The 16036-nt window shown below is 71.0% G+C and carries 19 protein-coding genes; 10 read left to right on the top strand and 9 right to left on the bottom strand.

Annotated elements, in window-relative coordinates; translation table 11 throughout:
- Positions 1-2: 2 nt before the first annotated feature.
- Complete coding sequence (locus ABTY98_RS26660; RefSeq protein WP_352223509.1) at positions 3-272, bottom strand: DUF4031 domain-containing protein; 270 nt, start codon at positions 270-272, stop codon at positions 3-5.
- A 10-nt stretch (positions 273-282) separates the two neighbouring features.
- Positions 283-666, bottom strand: coding sequence for a DUF8819 family protein (locus ABTY98_RS26665; protein WP_352223510.1), 384 nt, complete (start codon positions 664-666; stop codon positions 283-285).
- Between the two features lie 55 nt (positions 667-721).
- Between ABTY98_RS26665 and ABTY98_RS26670 the strand changes: the two genes are divergently transcribed.
- From ABTY98_RS26670 to ABTY98_RS26680, 3 genes are all read left to right on the top strand, one after another.
- Positions 722-1666 carry a MurR/RpiR family transcriptional regulator gene (locus ABTY98_RS26670; protein ID WP_352223511.1) on the top strand — a complete coding sequence of 315 codons (945 nt, stop codon included), beginning with the start codon at positions 722-724 and terminating at the stop codon, positions 1664-1666.
- 135 nt (positions 1667-1801) lie between these two features.
- Positions 1802-2731: an N-acetylmuramic acid 6-phosphate etherase gene (gene murQ / locus ABTY98_RS26675; RefSeq protein ID WP_352223512.1), complete on the top strand. Its 930-nt coding sequence runs from the start codon at positions 1802-1804 to the stop codon at positions 2729-2731.
- Positions 2732-2747: 16 nt separating this feature from the next.
- The gene (locus ABTY98_RS26680) at positions 2748-4133 is read left to right on the top strand and encodes a PTS transporter subunit EIIC (protein WP_352223513.1); all 1386 of its coding nucleotides are present in this window, start codon (positions 2748-2750) and stop codon (positions 4131-4133) included.
- 123 nt (positions 4134-4256) lie between these two features.
- Here the strand turns inward: ABTY98_RS26680 and ABTY98_RS26685 are convergent, their stop codons facing one another.
- Positions 4257-4649 carry a hypothetical protein gene (locus ABTY98_RS26685; RefSeq protein ID WP_352223514.1) on the bottom strand — a complete coding sequence of 131 codons (393 nt, stop codon included), beginning with the start codon at positions 4647-4649 and terminating at the stop codon, positions 4257-4259.
- A gap of 114 nt (positions 4650-4763) precedes the next feature.
- Here ABTY98_RS26685 and ABTY98_RS26690 point away from each other — a divergent pair, with 114 nt between their 5' ends.
- Entirely contained in the window at positions 4764-5603 is an 840-nt protein-coding gene (locus tag ABTY98_RS26690; protein ID WP_352223515.1) for a helix-turn-helix domain-containing protein, read from the top strand.
- Positions 5587-5790 (top strand): DUF397 domain-containing protein, encoded by a 204-nt coding sequence (locus ABTY98_RS26695; RefSeq protein WP_352223516.1) that lies wholly within the window; start codon positions 5587-5589, stop codon positions 5788-5790. Before ABTY98_RS26690 ends, ABTY98_RS26695 begins: the two co-directional genes overlap by 17 nt.
- Here ABTY98_RS26695 and ABTY98_RS26700 read toward each other — a convergent pair.
- Genes ABTY98_RS26700 through nthB form a run of 3 tightly spaced genes read right to left on the bottom strand, consistent with a single transcriptional unit; the run spans position 5780 to position 7376 of the window.
- Positions 5780-6112, bottom strand: a complete 333-nt coding sequence (locus ABTY98_RS26700; protein WP_352223517.1) for a nitrile hydratase accessory protein — start codon at positions 6110-6112, stop codon at positions 5780-5782. The genes ABTY98_RS26695 and ABTY98_RS26700 overlap by 11 nt on opposite strands.
- Positions 6109-6708 carry a nitrile hydratase subunit alpha gene (gene nthA, locus ABTY98_RS26705; protein WP_352223518.1) on the bottom strand — a complete coding sequence of 200 codons (600 nt, stop codon included), beginning with the start codon at positions 6706-6708 and terminating at the stop codon, positions 6109-6111. Before nthA ends, ABTY98_RS26700 begins: the two co-directional genes overlap by 4 nt.
- Positions 6705-7376, bottom strand: a complete 672-nt coding sequence (gene nthB / locus ABTY98_RS26710; protein ID WP_352223519.1) for a nitrile hydratase subunit beta — start codon at positions 7374-7376, stop codon at positions 6705-6707. The genes nthA and nthB overlap by 4 nt, the downstream gene beginning before the upstream one ends.
- Positions 7377-7579: 203 nt before the next feature.
- Here nthB and ABTY98_RS26715 point away from each other — a divergent pair, with 203 nt between their 5' ends.
- The 4 genes from ABTY98_RS26715 (at position 7580) to ABTY98_RS26730 (ending at position 10603) form a co-directional block, all read left to right on the top strand.
- Positions 7580-8041, top strand: a complete 462-nt coding sequence (locus ABTY98_RS26715; protein ID WP_352223590.1) for a cupin domain-containing protein — start codon at positions 7580-7582, stop codon at positions 8039-8041.
- A gap of 45 nt (positions 8042-8086) precedes the next feature.
- Entirely contained in the window at positions 8087-9013 is a 927-nt protein-coding gene (locus ABTY98_RS26720; protein WP_352223520.1) for an alpha/beta hydrolase fold domain-containing protein, read from the top strand.
- A 104-nt stretch (positions 9014-9117) separates the two neighbouring features.
- Positions 9118-9981: a helix-turn-helix domain-containing protein gene (locus tag ABTY98_RS26725; RefSeq protein ID WP_352223521.1), complete on the top strand. Its 864-nt coding sequence runs from the start codon at positions 9118-9120 to the stop codon at positions 9979-9981.
- Between the two features lie 43 nt (positions 9982-10024).
- Positions 10025-10603: a hypothetical protein gene (locus ABTY98_RS26730; protein ID WP_352223522.1), complete on the top strand. Its 579-nt coding sequence runs from the start codon at positions 10025-10027 to the stop codon at positions 10601-10603.
- Between the two features lie 18 nt (positions 10604-10621).
- Here ABTY98_RS26730 and ABTY98_RS26735 read toward each other — a convergent pair whose 3' ends face one another.
- The gene (locus ABTY98_RS26735) at positions 10622-12175 is read right to left on the bottom strand and encodes a carboxylesterase/lipase family protein (RefSeq protein WP_352223523.1); all 1554 of its coding nucleotides are present in this window, start codon (positions 12173-12175) and stop codon (positions 10622-10624) included.
- A 264-nt stretch (positions 12176-12439) separates the two neighbouring features.
- Between ABTY98_RS26735 and ABTY98_RS26740 the strand changes: the two genes are divergently transcribed.
- Positions 12440-12703 carry a hypothetical protein gene (locus ABTY98_RS26740; protein ID WP_352223524.1) on the top strand — a complete coding sequence of 88 codons (264 nt, stop codon included), beginning with the start codon at positions 12440-12442 and terminating at the stop codon, positions 12701-12703.
- 176 nt (positions 12704-12879) lie between these two features.
- Here the strand turns inward: ABTY98_RS26740 and ABTY98_RS26745 are convergent, their stop codons facing one another.
- Together ABTY98_RS26745 and groL are read right to left on the bottom strand one after the other, a co-directional pair.
- Complete coding sequence (locus ABTY98_RS26745; RefSeq protein WP_352223525.1) at positions 12880-14007, bottom strand: NADH:flavin oxidoreductase; 1128 nt, start codon at positions 14005-14007, stop codon at positions 12880-12882.
- 245 nt (positions 14008-14252) lie between these two features.
- Positions 14253-15875, bottom strand: a complete 1623-nt coding sequence (gene groL / locus ABTY98_RS26750) for a chaperonin GroEL (RefSeq protein WP_352223526.1) — start codon at positions 15873-15875, stop codon at positions 14253-14255.
- Positions 15876-16036: the final 161 nt, after the last annotated feature.

Consider the following 16036-nt stretch of genomic DNA (forward strand, 5'->3'; position numbering starts at 1 on the left):
GGTTATCGGGGCACGTCGCTCTTGCGTCTGCGCAGCCCCGCCCCGTGCAGCAGCCGCACCACCTCGCGGCTGCTGACCTCCACCGCGCCCGCCCGCACCGCGTCCGCGTAGCGGTGGGACGGGATGTCGTAGTGGTCGCGTTCGAAGCCTCGGCGCGGGACGCCCATGTCCTCGGCGAAGACGTGCAGTTCGGCGTACGACACGTCACTGACCAGGTGGGACCACATACATCCGTGGCCCGGCCAGTTCGGTGGGTCGATGTATACCGTCATGAGAGCACCGTCACGAGGACGACATGCCGCCCGTCGCCCGGCCCAGGGAGCCGACGGAGGCGACCTTCACGCCCGCCTTGTGGCACACCCAGTGCGGGTCAGGGCCGAGCTCCGGTTCGACGTCCAGGGCGTGCGGGTCGCCGGTGCCGCACACCGGGCACAGCGGCCAGCGGCCGTACCGCTCAAGGAGCGCGTCCTGTACGTCCTGGGCGACCAGCCCCGCCACGTACCCCGCCCCGTCCGGCCACTGCTCCACCCACCAGCGCCGCTGTACGACGGAGTCCTCGACCAGCGAGACGACATCCGCCTCGGCGACCTCGCCCGCGACCAGGTCGGCGAGCACCAGGGCGCGGGCTGCGTGCAGCGCCTGTTCCAGGGGGCTTACGGGGTCCATGGTCCTATTGTGCGCGGTCTTGACCGGGTGCCCGAAACGAAAATATCTTTCAAGGATGACCGAGAGTGTGAAGGAAATTTTCGGCAACGGCCGGGGCGGGACCCCGGCCCCGGGCAACGCGCCGCCGGCTCCGGCCGCCCTCGCGGCCAAGGTCCGTACCCTCGCGCCCTCCATGACCCGCTCCATGCAACGCGTCGCCGAGGCCGTCGCGGGCGACCCCGCCGGCTGCGCGGCCCTTACGGTCACCGGGCTCGCGGAGCGCACCGGCACGAGCGAGGCGACCGTCGTCCGCACCGCCCGGCTGCTCGGCTACCCCGGCTACCGCGATCTGCGGCTCGCCCTCGCCGGGCTCGCCGCGCATCAGCAGTCGGGGCGGGCGCCCGCGATCACCACCGACATAGCCGTCGACGATCCGATCGCCGACGTCGTCGCGAAACTCGCCTACGACGAGCAGCAGACCCTCGCCGACACGGCCGCCGGTCTCGACACCGTGCAGCTGGGGGCCGCGGTGACCGCGCTCGCCGGAGCCCGGCGGACCGACGTCTACGGCATCGGGGCGTCCGGGCTGGTCGCCCAGGACCTCACGCAGAAGCTGCTGCGGATAGGGCTGATAGCGCACGCGCACAGCGATCCGCATCTGGCGGTCACCAATGCGGTGCAGTTGCGGGCGGGTGACGTGGCGATCGCGATCACGCACTCCGGGTCCACCGGGGATGTCATAGAGCCCTTGCGGGTCGCGTTCGAGCGGGGGGCCACGACCGTTGCCATCACCGGGCGGCCGGATTCCTCGGTGACGCAGTACGCCGACCATGTGCTGACCACGTCCACGGCTCGGGAGAGTGAGCTGCGGCCTGCTGCGATGTCCTCGCGGACAAGTCAGTTGCTGGTGGTGGACTGTCTGTTCGTGGGGGTTGCCCAGCGGACTTACGAGGCTGCGGCTCCGGCGTTGGCGGCGTCTTATGAGGCGTTGGCTCATCGGCACCGGAACGTCCCTCGATAGACCGTGGTACTTGATCGTCGTGGGCATGCGCGGGCCGGATGCGGCTGGTCGCGCCCACGCGGCGGAGCCGCATATTCGGTTCAGTCCCGCGCCCCTGGTGGGTGCACTCGACCGAGTCAGAAAGAACCGTTCTCCATGACCACCGAACACCGCGCCCTCCGCTCCGAGCTGGAGGCGCTCACCACCGAGGCGTTCCGGCCCGAGCTCGCCGAGATCGACACGCTTCCCACCCTCGACATCGCCCGGCTCATGAACGGCGAGGACGCCGGGGTCGCCGCCGCTGTCGCCCTGCGCCTGCCCGGGATCGCCGGCGCCATCGACGCGATCTCCGCCCGTATGGCCGAAGGGGGGCGGCTCGTCTACGCCGGTGCCGGTACCGCCGGGCGGCTGGGGGTGCTCGACGCCTCCGAGTGTCCGCCCACCTTCAACACAGCCCCCGGGCAGGTCATCGGGGTCATCGCGGGCGGGCCGGATGCCATGGTCACGTCCGTGGAGGGCGCCGAGGACTCGGCGGAGCTGGCCCGGAAGGATCTCGACGCCCTCGGAATCGACGCCGCCGACACCGTCGTCGGCATCTCCGCCTCCGGCCGCACCCCCTACGCCGTCGGCGCCGTCGAGCACGCCCGCGCCCTCGGCGCCCTCACCGTCGGTCTCTCCTGCAACGCGGGCAGCGCCCTCGCGGCCGCCGCCGAGCACGGTATCGAGGTGGTCGTCGGCCCGGAGCTGCTCACCGGCTCCACCCGCCTGAAGGCCGGCACCGCCCAGAAGCTCGTCCTCAACATGCTGTCGACGATCACGATGATCCGGCTCGGCAAGACCTACGGGAACCTGATGGTCGACGTCCGTGCCTCCAACGAGAAGCTGCGCGCCCGTTCCAGACGGATCGTGGCCCTCGCCACCGGGGCCGAAGAGGAGGAGATCGAGCAGGCCCTCACCGCGACCCACGGCGAGGTGAAGAATGCCATCCTGGTGATCCTGGCCGGGGTCGACGGGCCCACCGCCACCCGCCTTCTGGAGGAGTCCGGCGGCCGTCTGCGCGCCGCGCTCGCCACGGCGACCGGCTGACCCGCACGCTCGGGGTGTGCAGAGATCGCCGTACGACACCGCCGCCGCGCTGCTGCCCCTCGTCGGCGGCCCCGCGAACGTCACCTCCGTCGCCCACTGCATGACCCGGCTGCGGCTGGGGATCGCCGACCGCGAGAGGGTCGACGACGAGGCGGTGCGGGCGGTGCCCGGGGTGCTGGGGGTGGTGGCCGACGGGAACAGCCTCCAGGTCGTCCTCGGGCCGGGGGCTGTGGTGACGGTGACCGCCGAGTTCCAGCGGCTGCTGGGGACGGCCGGGCAGCTCGCCGCCCGAGGGGCCGAACTGCGCGAGGCCCGCGCCCGGCGCAACGCGACACCCCTCAAAACCGCCCTCCGCCGCATCGCAGACGTCTTCGTCCCGCTCATCCCCGCCCTGATCGGCTGCGGGGTGCTGGCCGGTCTCAACGGGCTCCTCGTCAACGCCGGCCTGCTGTCCTCGCTCACTCCCGCCCTGGCCGCCATCGCCTCCGGATTCATGGCCCTGATCAGCGTCTTCGTCGGATACAACACGGCGAAGGTGTTCGGCGGGACGCCCGTGCTGGGCGGCGCGGTCGCGGCGATCGTCGTCTATCCGGGCGTCGCGAAAGTGACCGCCTTCGGGGTGACGCTCGCACCGGGGCAGGGCGGTGTCCTCGGCGCCCTGGCCGCCGCCCTGCTCGCCGTCTACGTAGAACGATGGTGCCGGGGCCGGGTCCCCGAAGCCCTCGACGTCCTCCTCACCCCCACCGTCACCGTCCTCGTCGCCGGACTGGCCACCCTGTACGGCCTGATGTACGCCGCCGGACTCGTCTCCTCCGTCATCGCCACCGCAGCCGACTGGCTCCTCGCCACCACCGGCCCCCTTGCCGGACTGATCCTCGGCGGCCTCTTCCTCCCTCTCGTGATGCTGGGCCTCCACCAGGCCCTGATCCCCATCCACACCACCCTCATCCAGCAGCAGGGCTACACCGTCCTGCTCCCCCTCCTGGCGATGGCGGGCGCGGGCCAGGTCGGAGCCGCCCTCGCCGTCTACGTCCGTCTCCGCCACGACACCTCACTGCGTACGACCATCAGGTCCGCCCTCCCGGCCGGCCTGCTGGGTGTCGGCGAACCCCTGATCTACGGCGTCTCCCTCCCCCTCGGCCGCCCCTTCCTCACCGCCTGCGCGGGCGGCGCGGCGGGCGGGGCCTTCGTCGGTTTCTTCGCGGTGCTCGGCGACCGCGTCGGCGCCACCGCCATCGGCCCCTCGGGCTGGGCCCTGTTCCCCCTGCTGACGGGGAACAGGGGGCCGGCCCTGGCGGCGGCGGTCTACGCGGGCGGTCTGCTGACCGGCTACGCCGTCGGTTTCCTGGCCACGTACATCAGCTTCAGCGACGGTGGCCCGAGACCTGAGCCATCCATGTGACGAAGTCACCGGGGTCGTTACCGGCGCCGTGCCCGTTCACTTCCGTCACTGCAGCAGCGGTTTCTCAAGGCTCCCTGTGATGTCGATGAGTTGTCGCCAGACGTCAACGATGGCCGGATGCCCTCAACAGGGCATCCGCCGCGCCTTGTTGGCCCGCTGAACCTGCGCCCGCAGCACCTCCTCCGACGGCGCCGGCGCCAGCGACTCCCCCGGACAGTCCCACTCCCGCCCACCGGCCACGGGCCGTAGCTGCACCTTCCCGCCGAGGTGCCCCATCACCTCGCCGATCCGACCGTCCCGTACGTCCGTCACATACGTCCCGACGGGTGGCCGTTCACCGCGCACCACCGAGGCCAGCCGCTCCGCCACCCGGACGTTGCAACGCCCCAGCTCGACCAGGGCGAAGGGCTCGTCACTCGCACCGGTCACCGGATCGACGCACAACGACGGCAGCACGACCCCGGCCCCCTTCAGTGCCCTCCGCAACGACTCCACGACTTCTTCGGTCGGCCGCACCGTTCCCCACCTCCACGCTGAGTTCGTCATTCGCAACACAGCGTGGCGACCACGGCTCTAACCTGGCTAGATACGACATCCCAACAACCTCGTCCGTGGAATAGGGGGTTGCCGATGGCAGCACCGAAGGACCTGGACCCGTCGTCGTCGCCGCGAGCCCTGCTGGGGGCCGAGTTACGGCATGCACGCGAGAAGGCCGGCCTCAGCCAGACGGAACTGGGGCAACGGCTGTTCGTGAGCGGGTCGTTCATCGGGCAGTTGGAGGCGGGGACACGGCGGATGTTGCCGGACATCGCCCGGATGCTGGACGAAGTCCTGGGGACGGGGGGGTTCTTCACACGGAACTGCGCGGCGGCGGCCAAGTCGAAGTACGAGGAGCACTTCGCCGACGCGGCGGATTCCGAGGCTCAAGCCACGGCGATCAGGGAGTACTCGCCGCTGCTGATCCCCGGGCTGCTGCAAACTCGTGCGTATGCCTGGGCGGTGAACCGCGCGTACGACCCGACCGCTCCGGAGGAGACCGTCGAGGAGTGGACGGAAGGCCGCATGGAACGCACCGCTCTTCTCGATCACCCAACAAAGCCGGTGTTGTGGGTTGTTCTCGACGAGGCGGCACTGCTTCGGGAAACCGGTGGCCGAGCGGTGATGGCGGAGGCCCTGCGTCACACCGCGGCTCTGTCCCGCCGGGGCCGGGCCATCGTGCAGGTGCTTCCCTTGAGCGCGGGAGCGCACACGGCAATGCGGGGTGCTCTGAAACTGATGGAGTTCGAGGACGCCCCTCAGCTGGCCTACTTCGAGGGCGTTCACACCGGGCGGCTGGAAGACGACCCGGCCACCGTCGCCCAACTCAGGTTCGCCTTCGATCTCCTCGTGGCCTCCGCTCTGTCACAAGAGAACTCTCTGGCCCTTATGGAGGCGTTGGCGCAGGATTACGCCCATGAGGAACATCCTTGAGTACGACCAGAGCACGGCCGTATGGATCAGGTCCAGCTACAGCCAAGGCGGCGGTAACTGCCTGGAAGTAGCCGTCGGCCACCCCACCCTCATCCCCGTCCGCGACTCCAAAACCGCCCCCCTCGGCCCGAAGCTCCTCTTCCGGCCGGAGGCCTGGTCGGCCTTTGTGGAGGGCGTCAAGGAGTGACCCCGTGGTCGTGGCCCGGAGGGCGCCGTGCCAGGGCCTGGGCGCGTGCGGTGACCTCGTCCGTGGACACGGCGTCCACACTGACCAGCACGTCTTCCAGCGCGGCCAGCCACAACTGGTAGTAGCGGTACGGCTCGTCGCGCGACGACGCCGCGATCCGGGCGATCAGCGCGGCCTGGAACTGCGGCCAGGTGAACGCGCCCGCCTCGTACAGGCTGACGGCCATGCCGAACGCACGGCTCTCCCAGGGCTCGGCGAAGACCAGTTCACCGTTGGAGCGAGGCGGCGCGGCCGGGCCCTCGACCCCCAGCGGCGCGGTCACGGTGCCGTCACCTTGGCCACGCCGACCATCGCGTCCCGGGACACCAGGGGCACGAGTTCCTCCTCGGAGAGGTCCTCGGTGCCCGCCGGGCGTTCGGGCAGAACCAGCCAGCGGACCTCGCTGGTGGAGTCATGGACGGTGATCCGTACGTCGTCGTCCAGTTCGAGGCCCATCTCGGCGAGCACCCTGCGGGGTTCCTTCACCACGCGGGCGCGGTAGGCGGGGTCCTTGTACCAGCTGGGCGGCAGGCCGAGCACGGGCCACGGGTAGCACGAGCACAGCGTGCAGACGACGACGTGATGGGTGGTCGGGGTGTTCTCCACGACGACGATGTGCTCGCCCTGCGACCCCGAGAAGCCGAGTTCCTTGATGGCCGCGGTGCCGTCATCCAGGAGTCGGCGCCGGTACTCGGGGTCGGTCCAGGCCTTGGCGACGACCTTGGCGCCGTTGAGCGGGCCCACGTTGGTCTCGTACTCCGTGATGATCCCGTTCATCACCTTCGGGTCGATCAGGCCCCGCTCGGTGAGCAGTTGCTCCAGTGCCTCGGTGCGCAGGGCCGGGGGCAGACGCTCCTCCTCTGATCCGGCGGTGGTCATGCGGTGGCCTCCAGATAGCTCTCGTACATCTCCACGGTGATCGTGAAGGGTTCGGTGTCGGCGCCCCACAGTTCGCGGGAGTCGAACTGCACCGAGTAGACGTACTGCGGGTTCTCGCCCTGGAAGTGCGCGTTGGTGTCCGGGAGCACCGACGCGGGCTGTACGGCCTGGATGACGCCGGTACGGCCGCGGGCGTAGCGCGGCAGCCGGGTGTGTCCGGGGACCGGCGTGGCCCTGGGCCGTACGCGGTCGCCCGCGGCGAAGGCCGGCGGGGTGTCCAGGGAGCGCAGTGAGCCGGGGGCGGTCGGGGCGTAGTCGGGTCTGGCGGGCTCGGGGACCGGCGGCTCGGGTACCTGTTCGCCGCGTAGGTTGCGGGCGCGGGCGTCGATCGCGCCGGGCGCCAGGACCGAGCTGTCGGTGAGCATCAGTTCCCCGCCGTTGAGCCAGCGGCCGTAGTAGCCGTCGTCGAAGTAGGCGGCCCGGTCCAGGCGCTCCAGGGCGTGCCGGAAGGCGTCCGTGTTGACGCCGCCGGACGCGACACGGCTGGAGAGGATCGCGAGGGCGAAGGCCCGGCCCTGCCAAGGCTCCGCGAAGACCGGTTCGTCAGGGGCCGGGGGGTGTACGGGGCCCCACCCCGGTGTGCCGCCCAGATCAGCAAGACCGTCCATGACAGAGCTCCCCATATGGCCACGTAACGGACCACACATCTGAATCGTATGCGAAAGGCCTCGTCGATGCCCCGTGCCCGATGCTCCGTGCGGTGCCGCCGGTGGTACTGCTGGTCCTACCCCCGCATCTGGCGGCGGCCGGTTACGGAAGAGGATCATCGGCGCGGGACGGTCACCCACACCGAACGGACATCGCCGTGAGCATGATGTACCTCGCCCAGCCCGATCAGCAGCAGAAGCTCGAATGGCTCGACGGCGGCCAGTTCGCCGTCCTCCTGGACAGCGCGGCCACCGACGGACAGCTGACCGTGGGACGGTTCGGTGTCGCCAAGGGGGAGGCGCCGCCGTACCACATGCACACCCGCGAGGACGAGATCTTCATGCTGGTCAAGGGCACCGCGCTGGTGTGGTCGGACGGCCAGGAGCTGGAGCTGTCGGAGGGCGGGATCGTCTACCTGCCCAAGAACGTCCCGCACGGCTACCGGATCACCTCCGACACCGCCGACCTGCTGATGATCTGCACTCCGGGCGGCATCGAGGGCATGTTCCGGCACGCCGGGCGTGACATGTCGACGCCGCGGCCGGAGGGGTTCGAGATATCCAAGGACCTGATGGCCGAGGCCGCCGACATGTACGGCCAGATCATCCTCGGCCCGCCGCGCTGAGCCCCCGGCAAGCGCCTCTACGCCCCTCTACGAAAGGCACAGCCATTGTCCGGGCAGCAACGCCGCGACCTCGACGAGATGCTCCGGCACGCCCCGCTCGACGTCGGCGGCGACATAGCGGAGGCACGCGCGGTCTTCCACGGGATGATGACCTCGATACCGCTGCCCCCCGATGTCACGACCACGTCCGGCCGGCTCGGCGGTGTCCCCGTCGTCACGGTCGAGACGCCGGGCGGCGATCCGTCCGACGTGGTGCTGTACTTCCACGGCGGCGCGTACGCCATCGGCTCCGCCGCCGACGCGGCGGGCCTGGCCGCCGACGTGTCCCGGCGGGTGGGCGCCCGTGCCGTCTGCGTCGACTACCGGCTGGCCCCCGAGAACCCGTTCCCCGCGGCCGTCGACGACGCGGTGGCCGCGTACCGCGCGCTGCTCGACCGGGGCATCCCCGCCGCCCGGATCGCCTTCGTCGGCGAGTCCGCCGGTGGCGGGTTGACCGTCGCGACGCTGGTCGCCCTCAAGGCGGCGGGACTGCCCCAGCCGTCGTCGGCAGCGGTGTTCTCGCCCTGGGCCGACCTCACGGTGTCCGGCGCCAGCGCGACGAGCAAGGCCGACCTGGACCCCGCGCTCACCCCGCAGGCCCTGCGCACCCGGGCCCGCGACTACCTCGGTACGACGCCCGGCACCGAACCGCTGGCCAGCCCGGTCCTCGCCGACCTGACGGGCCTGCCGCCGCTGCTGATCCAGGTGGGCTCGCACGAGATCCTGCTGGACGACGCCGTCCGGCTGGCCGCCCGCGCCGCCGCCGACGACGTCCGCGTCGAACTCCAGGTCTGGCCCCAAGTCCCGCACGTCTTCCAGTCGTTCGCCGTCATGCTGGACGAGGCCGACGAGGCGCTGGAGTCGGCGGCCGCCTTCACCCGCGCCCAGTGGACGGCGGCCCGGACCCTCGCCGAGGCAGCGCTCAACATCTGACACCTGACCCCTGATCCCTGACTCCTGAACTCCTTTACCCAGATGTGGCACAGGAGTTCCACTGCGGGCGGCTCATCCAAATAATTCCGAACGATGATGCCCGCATGGCAACGACGAACAACTTCGGCATCGCCCTGCGAGGCTGGCGGGAGCGCCGTTCACCCTTGACGGGCGAGTCGGCATCCGGCGCGGACCGGCGTATCCCCGGTCTGCGCCGCGAGGAACTGGCCCGTCTGGCCGGGCTGTCCGTCGACTACGTGGTGCGGCTCGAACAGGGCCGCGCCCGAAACCCCTCGGCCCAGGTCGTCGGCGCCCTGTCCCGGGCCCTGCGCCTGGACGCCGCCGAGCGCGACCACCTGTTCCGTTGCGCCCACCTCACCCCGCCCGCCGCCGGTGACGTGCCGCGGCAGGTGCCGCCGAGGGTCCACCGGCTCGTCCGGCAACTGGGGGACGCGCCGGTCGCGGTCTACGCCGCCGACTGGACGCTGCTCAGCTGGAACCGGATGTGGACCACCGTCATAGGGGACCCTCGCTCCTACGGCTGGGACCAGGGCAATCTCGTCGCCGGGATGTTCCGCTCCGGCGGCGGCCACCGGGGCGATGCCATCGCCGCCTGGCCGGTACGGTCCTGGGCCGGCGACGAGGCCGAGGAGGAGTCACTGGTGGCCGACCTGCGGGTCACGGCGCTGGCCCATCCCGAGGACGCCCGCCTCTCCCTGCTCGTCGACCGGCTCCTGCGCACCAGCCCCCGCTTCGCCCGCCTGTGGTCCAACGGCACCGCGGGCCTCCACACCGGCGACCGCAAGACCGTCGAACATCCCCTGGTCGGCAACCTGACCCTCGACCTCGACGTCCTCACGGTCCCGGGCTCCGACCTCCGCATCGTCGTCTACGCGCCTGCCCCCGAAACCGACACCGCCGAAAGACTGAACACCCTGCGCACGACCGCCCACCGGTACGCCGACTGATCTCCCCGGTCTGTTGTCGGCGCCGTATGCCACGCTGGATCGTATGAACCACTCCCAGCTCACCGCCCTGGGCCGTGCCCTTCGCCTGCTCGGCGAGCACGGGGAGGCGCTGACCGCCAGTACGCCCGATGCCAAGCTGCACGAGGTCAAGGACGATCTCCGTCGTGCTCTCGACCTGCTGGAGGAGAGTGTCAGCGCGGCCGCGCCCAGCACCCGGTGTGCCGAGCATCCGCAGGGGCCCGTGGACGAGAGCGCCCCGGATCTGTGTCTGCTGTGCGAGACACGGCGGCGGGCCGCACGCCGGTCGGAGTTCTCGGGTGGGCCCCGGCCGGTGCACGGCGAGGCGGCCGTGGAGCCCTCGATGTCCCGTTACGGGGTGCGGGCCGACCGGCCGCAGCCCCAGCAGCGGTGGCTGCCGGAGGCGTGGAACGGCCGGGAGTGGGAGCTGTGCGGCACCCCCCGCCGCGACCGGCGCGAGGCCGAGCTGTACCTCAATGCCCAGCGCCGCGGGTCCCGGCCGGCCATGGCCTACCGGCTCGTCCACGAGTTCACCGACTACGAGGTGCTCCGGGTCTGGGGCACTCCCCTGCACGTGGACATCGAGCCCCTCGGCAACATCTGACCCGCGGCCCCGCCCGGATCAGTCGAGCAGCGGGGAGGGGGTGAATTCGTAGCCCTCCCAGAGCTTCCTGCTCCGCTCCTCCGGGTACGGCGTCACCGTCGGTGCCGTGTCCATGATCTGGGTGGGGCGGTCCTGGACGTCGAAGGCCGGCCAGCCCGGGTCTCCCGTCCTCGCGAACGCCGTCCACGCCGTGCGGAAACGGGTGGAGAGGGCCTCCGCCTCGGGGGTGACGCCCGTGCCCGCCCAGAGGAGGTTGGCGAGGTCCGCCTCGAACGTGCCGAAGAGCAGCGGGATGTCCAGGCCGTGGCAGGCGCCCAGCAGCCCGCCGTTGCCCGGGGCGCCCCAGGTCAGTTCGTACAGGTGCGCCCGGCCGCCGCCCGCGGTCTGTGCTTCCGCCAGGCGCAGCGACGGTATGCCGAAGAGCCAGTCGGTCTGTACCCGTTCGTACAGGTCGCCCGCCGACGCCTCCGGGAAGGCCGCGCGGTAGGCCTGCACCCCCGTTTCGCCGCCCGGTGCGAACAGGCGCAGGGCGCCGGTCGCCTGCTCCTCCGTGATCTTGCCGTACATCCCGCCCATGACCAGGAAGAGGCGGTACTCGTCGCGGTTGTGGCCGACGAGGAGGTCCACGTCCCGGGCGGACCCGGAGGCCAGCGCCTGCCAGGGGGTGGTGGGCAGCACCTCGCCGTCGACCACCGGGGAGAACGGTGTCATGGTCGGCGCGATCTGGCCCCAACGGCCCATGTACTGGGGCATCTTGACGCCCAGCGCCTGCCCCACGTCCGGCAGTCGGCGCGGGTCGGTCGTCGCGAGGTCGGCCAGCGTGGGGCGCAGGCCGGCCTCCGCCGCGAGGGCCTGCGCGATGTCCGCGGCCAGTTCGGTGGAGAAGAACGTGCCCGGGACGCTCTGGGCGATCGCCCGCCGGAACAGGCCGCGCGCCCTCGGCATCGCCAGCAGCGAGGCCACCGACCCGCCGCCCGCCGACTCCCCGAAGACCGTCACCTGGTCGGGGTCGCCGCCGAAGGCCTCGATGTTCTCCCGCACCCACTCCAGCGCCGCCACCTGGTCAAGGAGGCCCCGGTTGGCGGGCGCTCCCTCGATCTGGGCGAAACCCTCCATGCCGACGCGGTAGTTGAGGGAGACCACGACCACGTCGCCGTCGCGGGCGATGTGCTGGGCGTCGTAGCCGGGGCTGCCTGAGTGGCCCAGTTTGTAGGCGCCGCCGTAGATCCACACCATCACCGGGCGGTGGGCGGCCGGGTCCGGGTCGGGTGTCCATACGTTGACCGTCAGCCAGTCGTCGCCCTCGGGTGCCTCCAGCACGCCCGTGCGCCCCTGGATGCCCAGGTCCTGCGGGGGCGGCGGGCCGAAGGCGTACGCCTCACGCGTCCCGTCCCACGCGCGTGCCGGGCGCGGCGCCGCGAACCTCGCCTCCCCCACGGGGGGTTCGGCGAACGGTATGCCCCGAAAAACCGCCAGCCCGTCCTCCCGCAACCCACGCACGGCACCGGCGCCGGTACGAACCACCGGCCCCTCGGTCAGGGGGGCCGGCTCCTGGGGCACACTCGTCGTCATGATCGCTCACTTTCGACAGCTGATGGCTGCCAGGTCTTCACGGTCGGTCAGTGATGGAACGTCCGACAGTTCGCGCGAGTGCCGAACACCCGTCACCCGATCGGGTGAAAGCGGCCCCGTCTCGGGAGAAGCGGCGTTCGGCGACGAACGCCCCGGTCTCCGCCTCGTCGATCTCGTACACCGTCTCATGGGCCCGCGGATCCCGCGCGGCTCGTTCTTCGGAGCGGACATCCTGTCGTTGGTGCCGCGGGCCGTGGGGTGATCATGACTGTCTCCGAGGACACCGGCGCCATGTGGGCCGCACTGCTGATGCTCTCGGCGCTGCCCGCGGTGGGGTACGCGCTCGTCACCCGGCTCACCGGGCGGGGTCGCAAGGGGGGCGCCCCCCGGCGGCCGGGGCAGGATCCGCTCGCCCTGGCCGGTGGGGGTGCGGCGGTCGCGGGCCAGGTGCCGGCCGCGGTCACCGTGGTCGAGGGCTGGGACGGGCTGTCCACGCTGCTGTCGGCGGAGGTCGCCGGCGGCTGCTGACGCCAGCGCCCTCGTCTACGCGTACGACGCCTTCACGGGCGGAGCCGACCGTGACGCGCGGGTGCCGCGTTCCGCGCGCGGGCTCCGCCCCGCGCAGTTGCTGCTCCTGCCGTACGCGTTCGCCCTCGGGTTCTTCTGGCTGGTCGCCGGATGAACCCGAGGGCGAAGGGGGTGGGTCAGCTCAGGCTCTTCAGCGACGCCGCGTCGTACGCCTTCAGCTCGCCCGTGCGGCCGGCCAGCACCTTCGCCGCCCACTCCGGGTCCTGGAGGAGGGCGCGGCCGACGGCGACCATGTCGTACTCCTCGCGCTCCAGGCTGTCGAGAAGGTCGTCGAGGCCCTTGACCGAGGAGCCCTCGCCCCGGAACGCGCCGAGGAACTCGCCGTCGAGGCCGACCGAGCCGACGGTGATGGTCGGCTTTCCGGTGAGCTTCTTGGTCCAGCCGGCCAGGTTGAGGTCGGAGCCCTCGAACTCGGGGAGCCAGTAGCGCCGGGTTGAGGCGTGGAAGACGTCGACACCGGCCGCCGCCAGCGGGGTGAGGATCGCCTCCAGTTCCTCCGGGGTCTCGGCGAGACGGGCGTCGTAGTTGTCCGACTTCCACTGCGAGTAACGGAAGATCACGGGGAAGTCCGGGGAGACCGACGCGCGTACGGCGGCCACGAGCTCCGCCGCGAACCTGGTACGGGCGACCGGGTCACCGCCGTAGGCGTCGGTACGGCGGTTGGTGCCCGCCCACAGGAACTGGTCGAGGAGGTAGCCGTGGGCGCCGTGCAGCTCGACCCCGTCGAAGCCGATGCGCTCGGCGGCGGCCGCTGCCTCGGCGAACGCCCGGATGACGTCGTCCAGGTCCTGCGGGCTCATCGCCTTGCCCTCGCCCTCGGTGCCGTCCAGACGGATGCCGGAGGGGCCGACGGCGGGGGCGTCCGCGAACGGCGGCTGGCCCTGCTTGCGCACCATGCCGATGTGCCACAGCTGCGGGACGATCGTGCCGCCGGCCGCGTGCACCCCCTCGGCGACCTTCGCCCAGCCCGCCAGCTGCTCCTCGCCGTGGAACCGCGGGATACTGCTGCTCTGCCCGGCCGAGTCATGCCCGACGTACGTACCCTCGGTGACGATCAGACCGACACCGGCGGCGGCCCGGCGGGCGTAGTACGAGACCACGTCCTCGCCGGGGACACCGCCCGGGCTGAACTGGCGGGTCATCGGCGCCATCACGATCCGGTTGGGGACCGTGAGCCCGTTCAGGGCGATCGGACGGGAGAGGATCTCGGCCGCGCGGGAGGCGGAGGTGGTGGTGACGGTCACGTGGGGGGCTCCTCGTGAATAGGTCGTAGACCGGACGGTATGTGCACATGCATTAAGTGCACCCGTAGGTGAACGATCGAGGCGACCCCCCGCATTCCGCGATCCGGCGACCGATCCCTGTGATCCGCCGCACGCCCCCCAGCGCGTACCTTGCTTCGGGACCGGCGAAAACGCCCGAGGGCGGCACCCCCTGTCGAACAGGGGGTGCCGCCCTCGGTCAGGACGGGCGATCGACCAGGGGTCGATCAGAAGTCCATGTCACCGCCCGGCATGCCGCCCGGAGCGGCCGCGGAGGCCTTCTCCGGCTTGTCGGCGATGACGGCCTCGGTGGTGAGGAACAGCGCGGCGATGGAGGCCGCGTTCTGCAGGGCGGAGCGGGTCACCTTCGCCGGGTCGATGATGCCCTCGGCGATCATGTCGACGTACTCACCGGTCGCGGCGTTCAGACCGTGGCCGACGGGCAGGTTGCGCACCTTCTCGACGATGACGCCACCCTCGAGACCACCGTTGACGGCGATCTGCTTGAGCGGGGCCTCCAGCGCGAGCTTCACGGCGTTGGCGCCGGTCAGCTCGTCACCCTCCAGGTCCAGCTTCTCGAAGACCGAGGAGGCCTGGATGAGGGCCACGCCACCACCGGCGACGATGCCCTCCTCGACGGCCGCCTTGGCGTTGCGCACGGCGTCCTCGATGCGGTGCTTGCGCTCCTTGAGCTCGACCTCGGTCGCGGCACCGGCCTTGATGACGGCGACGCCACCGGCGAGCTTGGCCAGGCGCTCCTGGAGCTTCTCGCGGTCGTAGTCCGAGTCGGACTGCTCGATCTCGGCGCGGATCTGGTTGACCCGGCCCTGGACCTGCTCGGTGGAGCCGGCACCGTCGACGATGGTCGTCTCGTCCTTGGTGATGACCACCTTGCGGGCGCGGCCCAGCAGGTCGAGGGTCGTGTTCTCCAGCTTGAGACCGACCTCCTCGGAGATGACCTCGCCACCGGTGAGGATGGCGATGTCGTTCAGCATCGCCTTGCGGCGGTCGCCGAAGCCCGGGGCCTTGACCGCGACGGACTTGAAGGTGCCGCGGATCTTGTTGACGACCAGGGTCGACAGGGCCTCGCCCTCGACGTCCTCGGCGATGATCAGCAGCGGCTTGCCCGACTGCATGACCTTCTCCAGGAGCGGGAGCAGGTCCTTGACCGAGGAGATCTTGGAGTTGGCGATCAGGATGTACGGGTCGTCGAGGACGGCCTCCATACGCTCCATGTCGGTGGCGAAGTACGCCGAGATGTAGCCCTTGTCGAAGCGCATACCCTCGGTGAGCTCCAGCTCCAGACCGAAGGTCTGGGACTCCTCGACGGTGATGACGCCTTCCTTGCCGACCTTGTCCATGGCCTCGGCGATGAGCTCGCCGATCTGGGTGTCGGCGGCGGAGATGGAGGCCGTGGAGGCGATCTGCTCCTTGGTCTCGACGTCCTTCGCCTGCTCGAGCAGGGCACCGGAGACGGCCTCGACGGCCTTCTCGATACCGCGCTTCAGGGCCATCGGGTTGGCGCCGGCGGCGACGTTGCGAAGGCCTTCCTTGACCAGGGCCTGGGCGAGGACGGTCGCGGTGGTCGTACCGTCACCGGCGACGTCGTCCGTCTTCTTGGCGACTTCCTTGACGAGCTCGGCGCCGATCTTCTCGTACGGGTCCTCCAGCTCGATCTCCTTGGCGATGGACACACCATCGTTGGTGATCGTGGGGGCGCCCCACTTCTTCTCAAGGACGACGTTGCGGCCCTTGGGGCCGAGGGTGACCTTGACGGCGTCGGCGAGCTGGTTCATACCGCGCTCAAGGCCGCGCCGCGCCTCCTCGTCGAACGCGATGATCTTGGCCATGTGAAGTGGTCCCTCCAGGACTGGGGGTGAGTCTTCGGACCGCGCCCGCGCCCGCGACGGACGGCTCGCCGACCCGTGGGTTCCTTGCCCCACCCGGCCTGCGGGCCTCACCGACCCGGTCCATCTTTGTCACTCTCACCTTCAGAGTGCTAACGCCAATG

The organism is Streptomyces sp. NPDC096040, assembly GCF_040303265.1.
In the GTDB taxonomy this organism is placed as follows: domain Bacteria; phylum Actinomycetota; class Actinomycetes; order Streptomycetales; family Streptomycetaceae; genus Streptomyces.

Bases quoted from the DNA above. Each gene is read 5' to 3' on its own strand.
- ABTY98_RS26660 (WP_352223509.1), bottom strand. From the start codon at position 272: ATGACGGTATACATCGACCCACCGAACTGGCCGGGCCACGGATGTATG.
- ABTY98_RS26665 (WP_352223510.1), bottom strand. From the start codon at position 666: ATGGACCCCGTAAGCCCCCTGGAACAGGCGCTGCACGCAGCCCGCGCC.
- ABTY98_RS26670 (WP_352223511.1), top strand. From the start codon at position 722: ATGACCGAGAGTGTGAAGGAAATTTTCGGCAACGGCCGGGGCGGGACC.
- murQ (WP_352223512.1), top strand. From the start codon at position 1,802: ATGACCACCGAACACCGCGCCCTCCGCTCCGAGCTGGAGGCGCTCACC.
- ABTY98_RS26690 (WP_352223515.1), top strand. From the start codon at position 4,764: ATGGCAGCACCGAAGGACCTGGACCCGTCGTCGTCGCCGCGAGCCCTG.
- ABTY98_RS26695 (WP_352223516.1), top strand. From the start codon at position 5,587: ATGAGGAACATCCTTGAGTACGACCAGAGCACGGCCGTATGGATCAGG.
- nthA (WP_352223518.1), bottom strand. From the start codon at position 6,708: ATGACCACCGCCGGATCAGAGGAGGAGCGTCTGCCCCCGGCCCTGCGC.
- nthB (WP_352223519.1), bottom strand. From the start codon at position 7,376: ATGGACGGTCTTGCTGATCTGGGCGGCACACCGGGGTGGGGCCCCGTA.
- ABTY98_RS26715 (WP_352223590.1), top strand. From the start codon at position 7,580: ATGATGTACCTCGCCCAGCCCGATCAGCAGCAGAAGCTCGAATGGCTC.
- ABTY98_RS26725 (WP_352223521.1), top strand. From the start codon at position 9,118: ATGGCAACGACGAACAACTTCGGCATCGCCCTGCGAGGCTGGCGGGAG.
- ABTY98_RS26730 (WP_352223522.1), top strand. From the start codon at position 10,025: ATGAACCACTCCCAGCTCACCGCCCTGGGCCGTGCCCTTCGCCTGCTC.
- ABTY98_RS26735 (WP_352223523.1), bottom strand. From the start codon at position 12,175: ATGACGACGAGTGTGCCCCAGGAGCCGGCCCCCCTGACCGAGGGGCCG.
- ABTY98_RS26740 (WP_352223524.1), top strand. From the start codon at position 12,440: ATGACTGTCTCCGAGGACACCGGCGCCATGTGGGCCGCACTGCTGATG.
- groL (WP_352223526.1), bottom strand. From the start codon at position 15,875: ATGGCCAAGATCATCGCGTTCGACGAGGAGGCGCGGCGCGGCCTTGAG.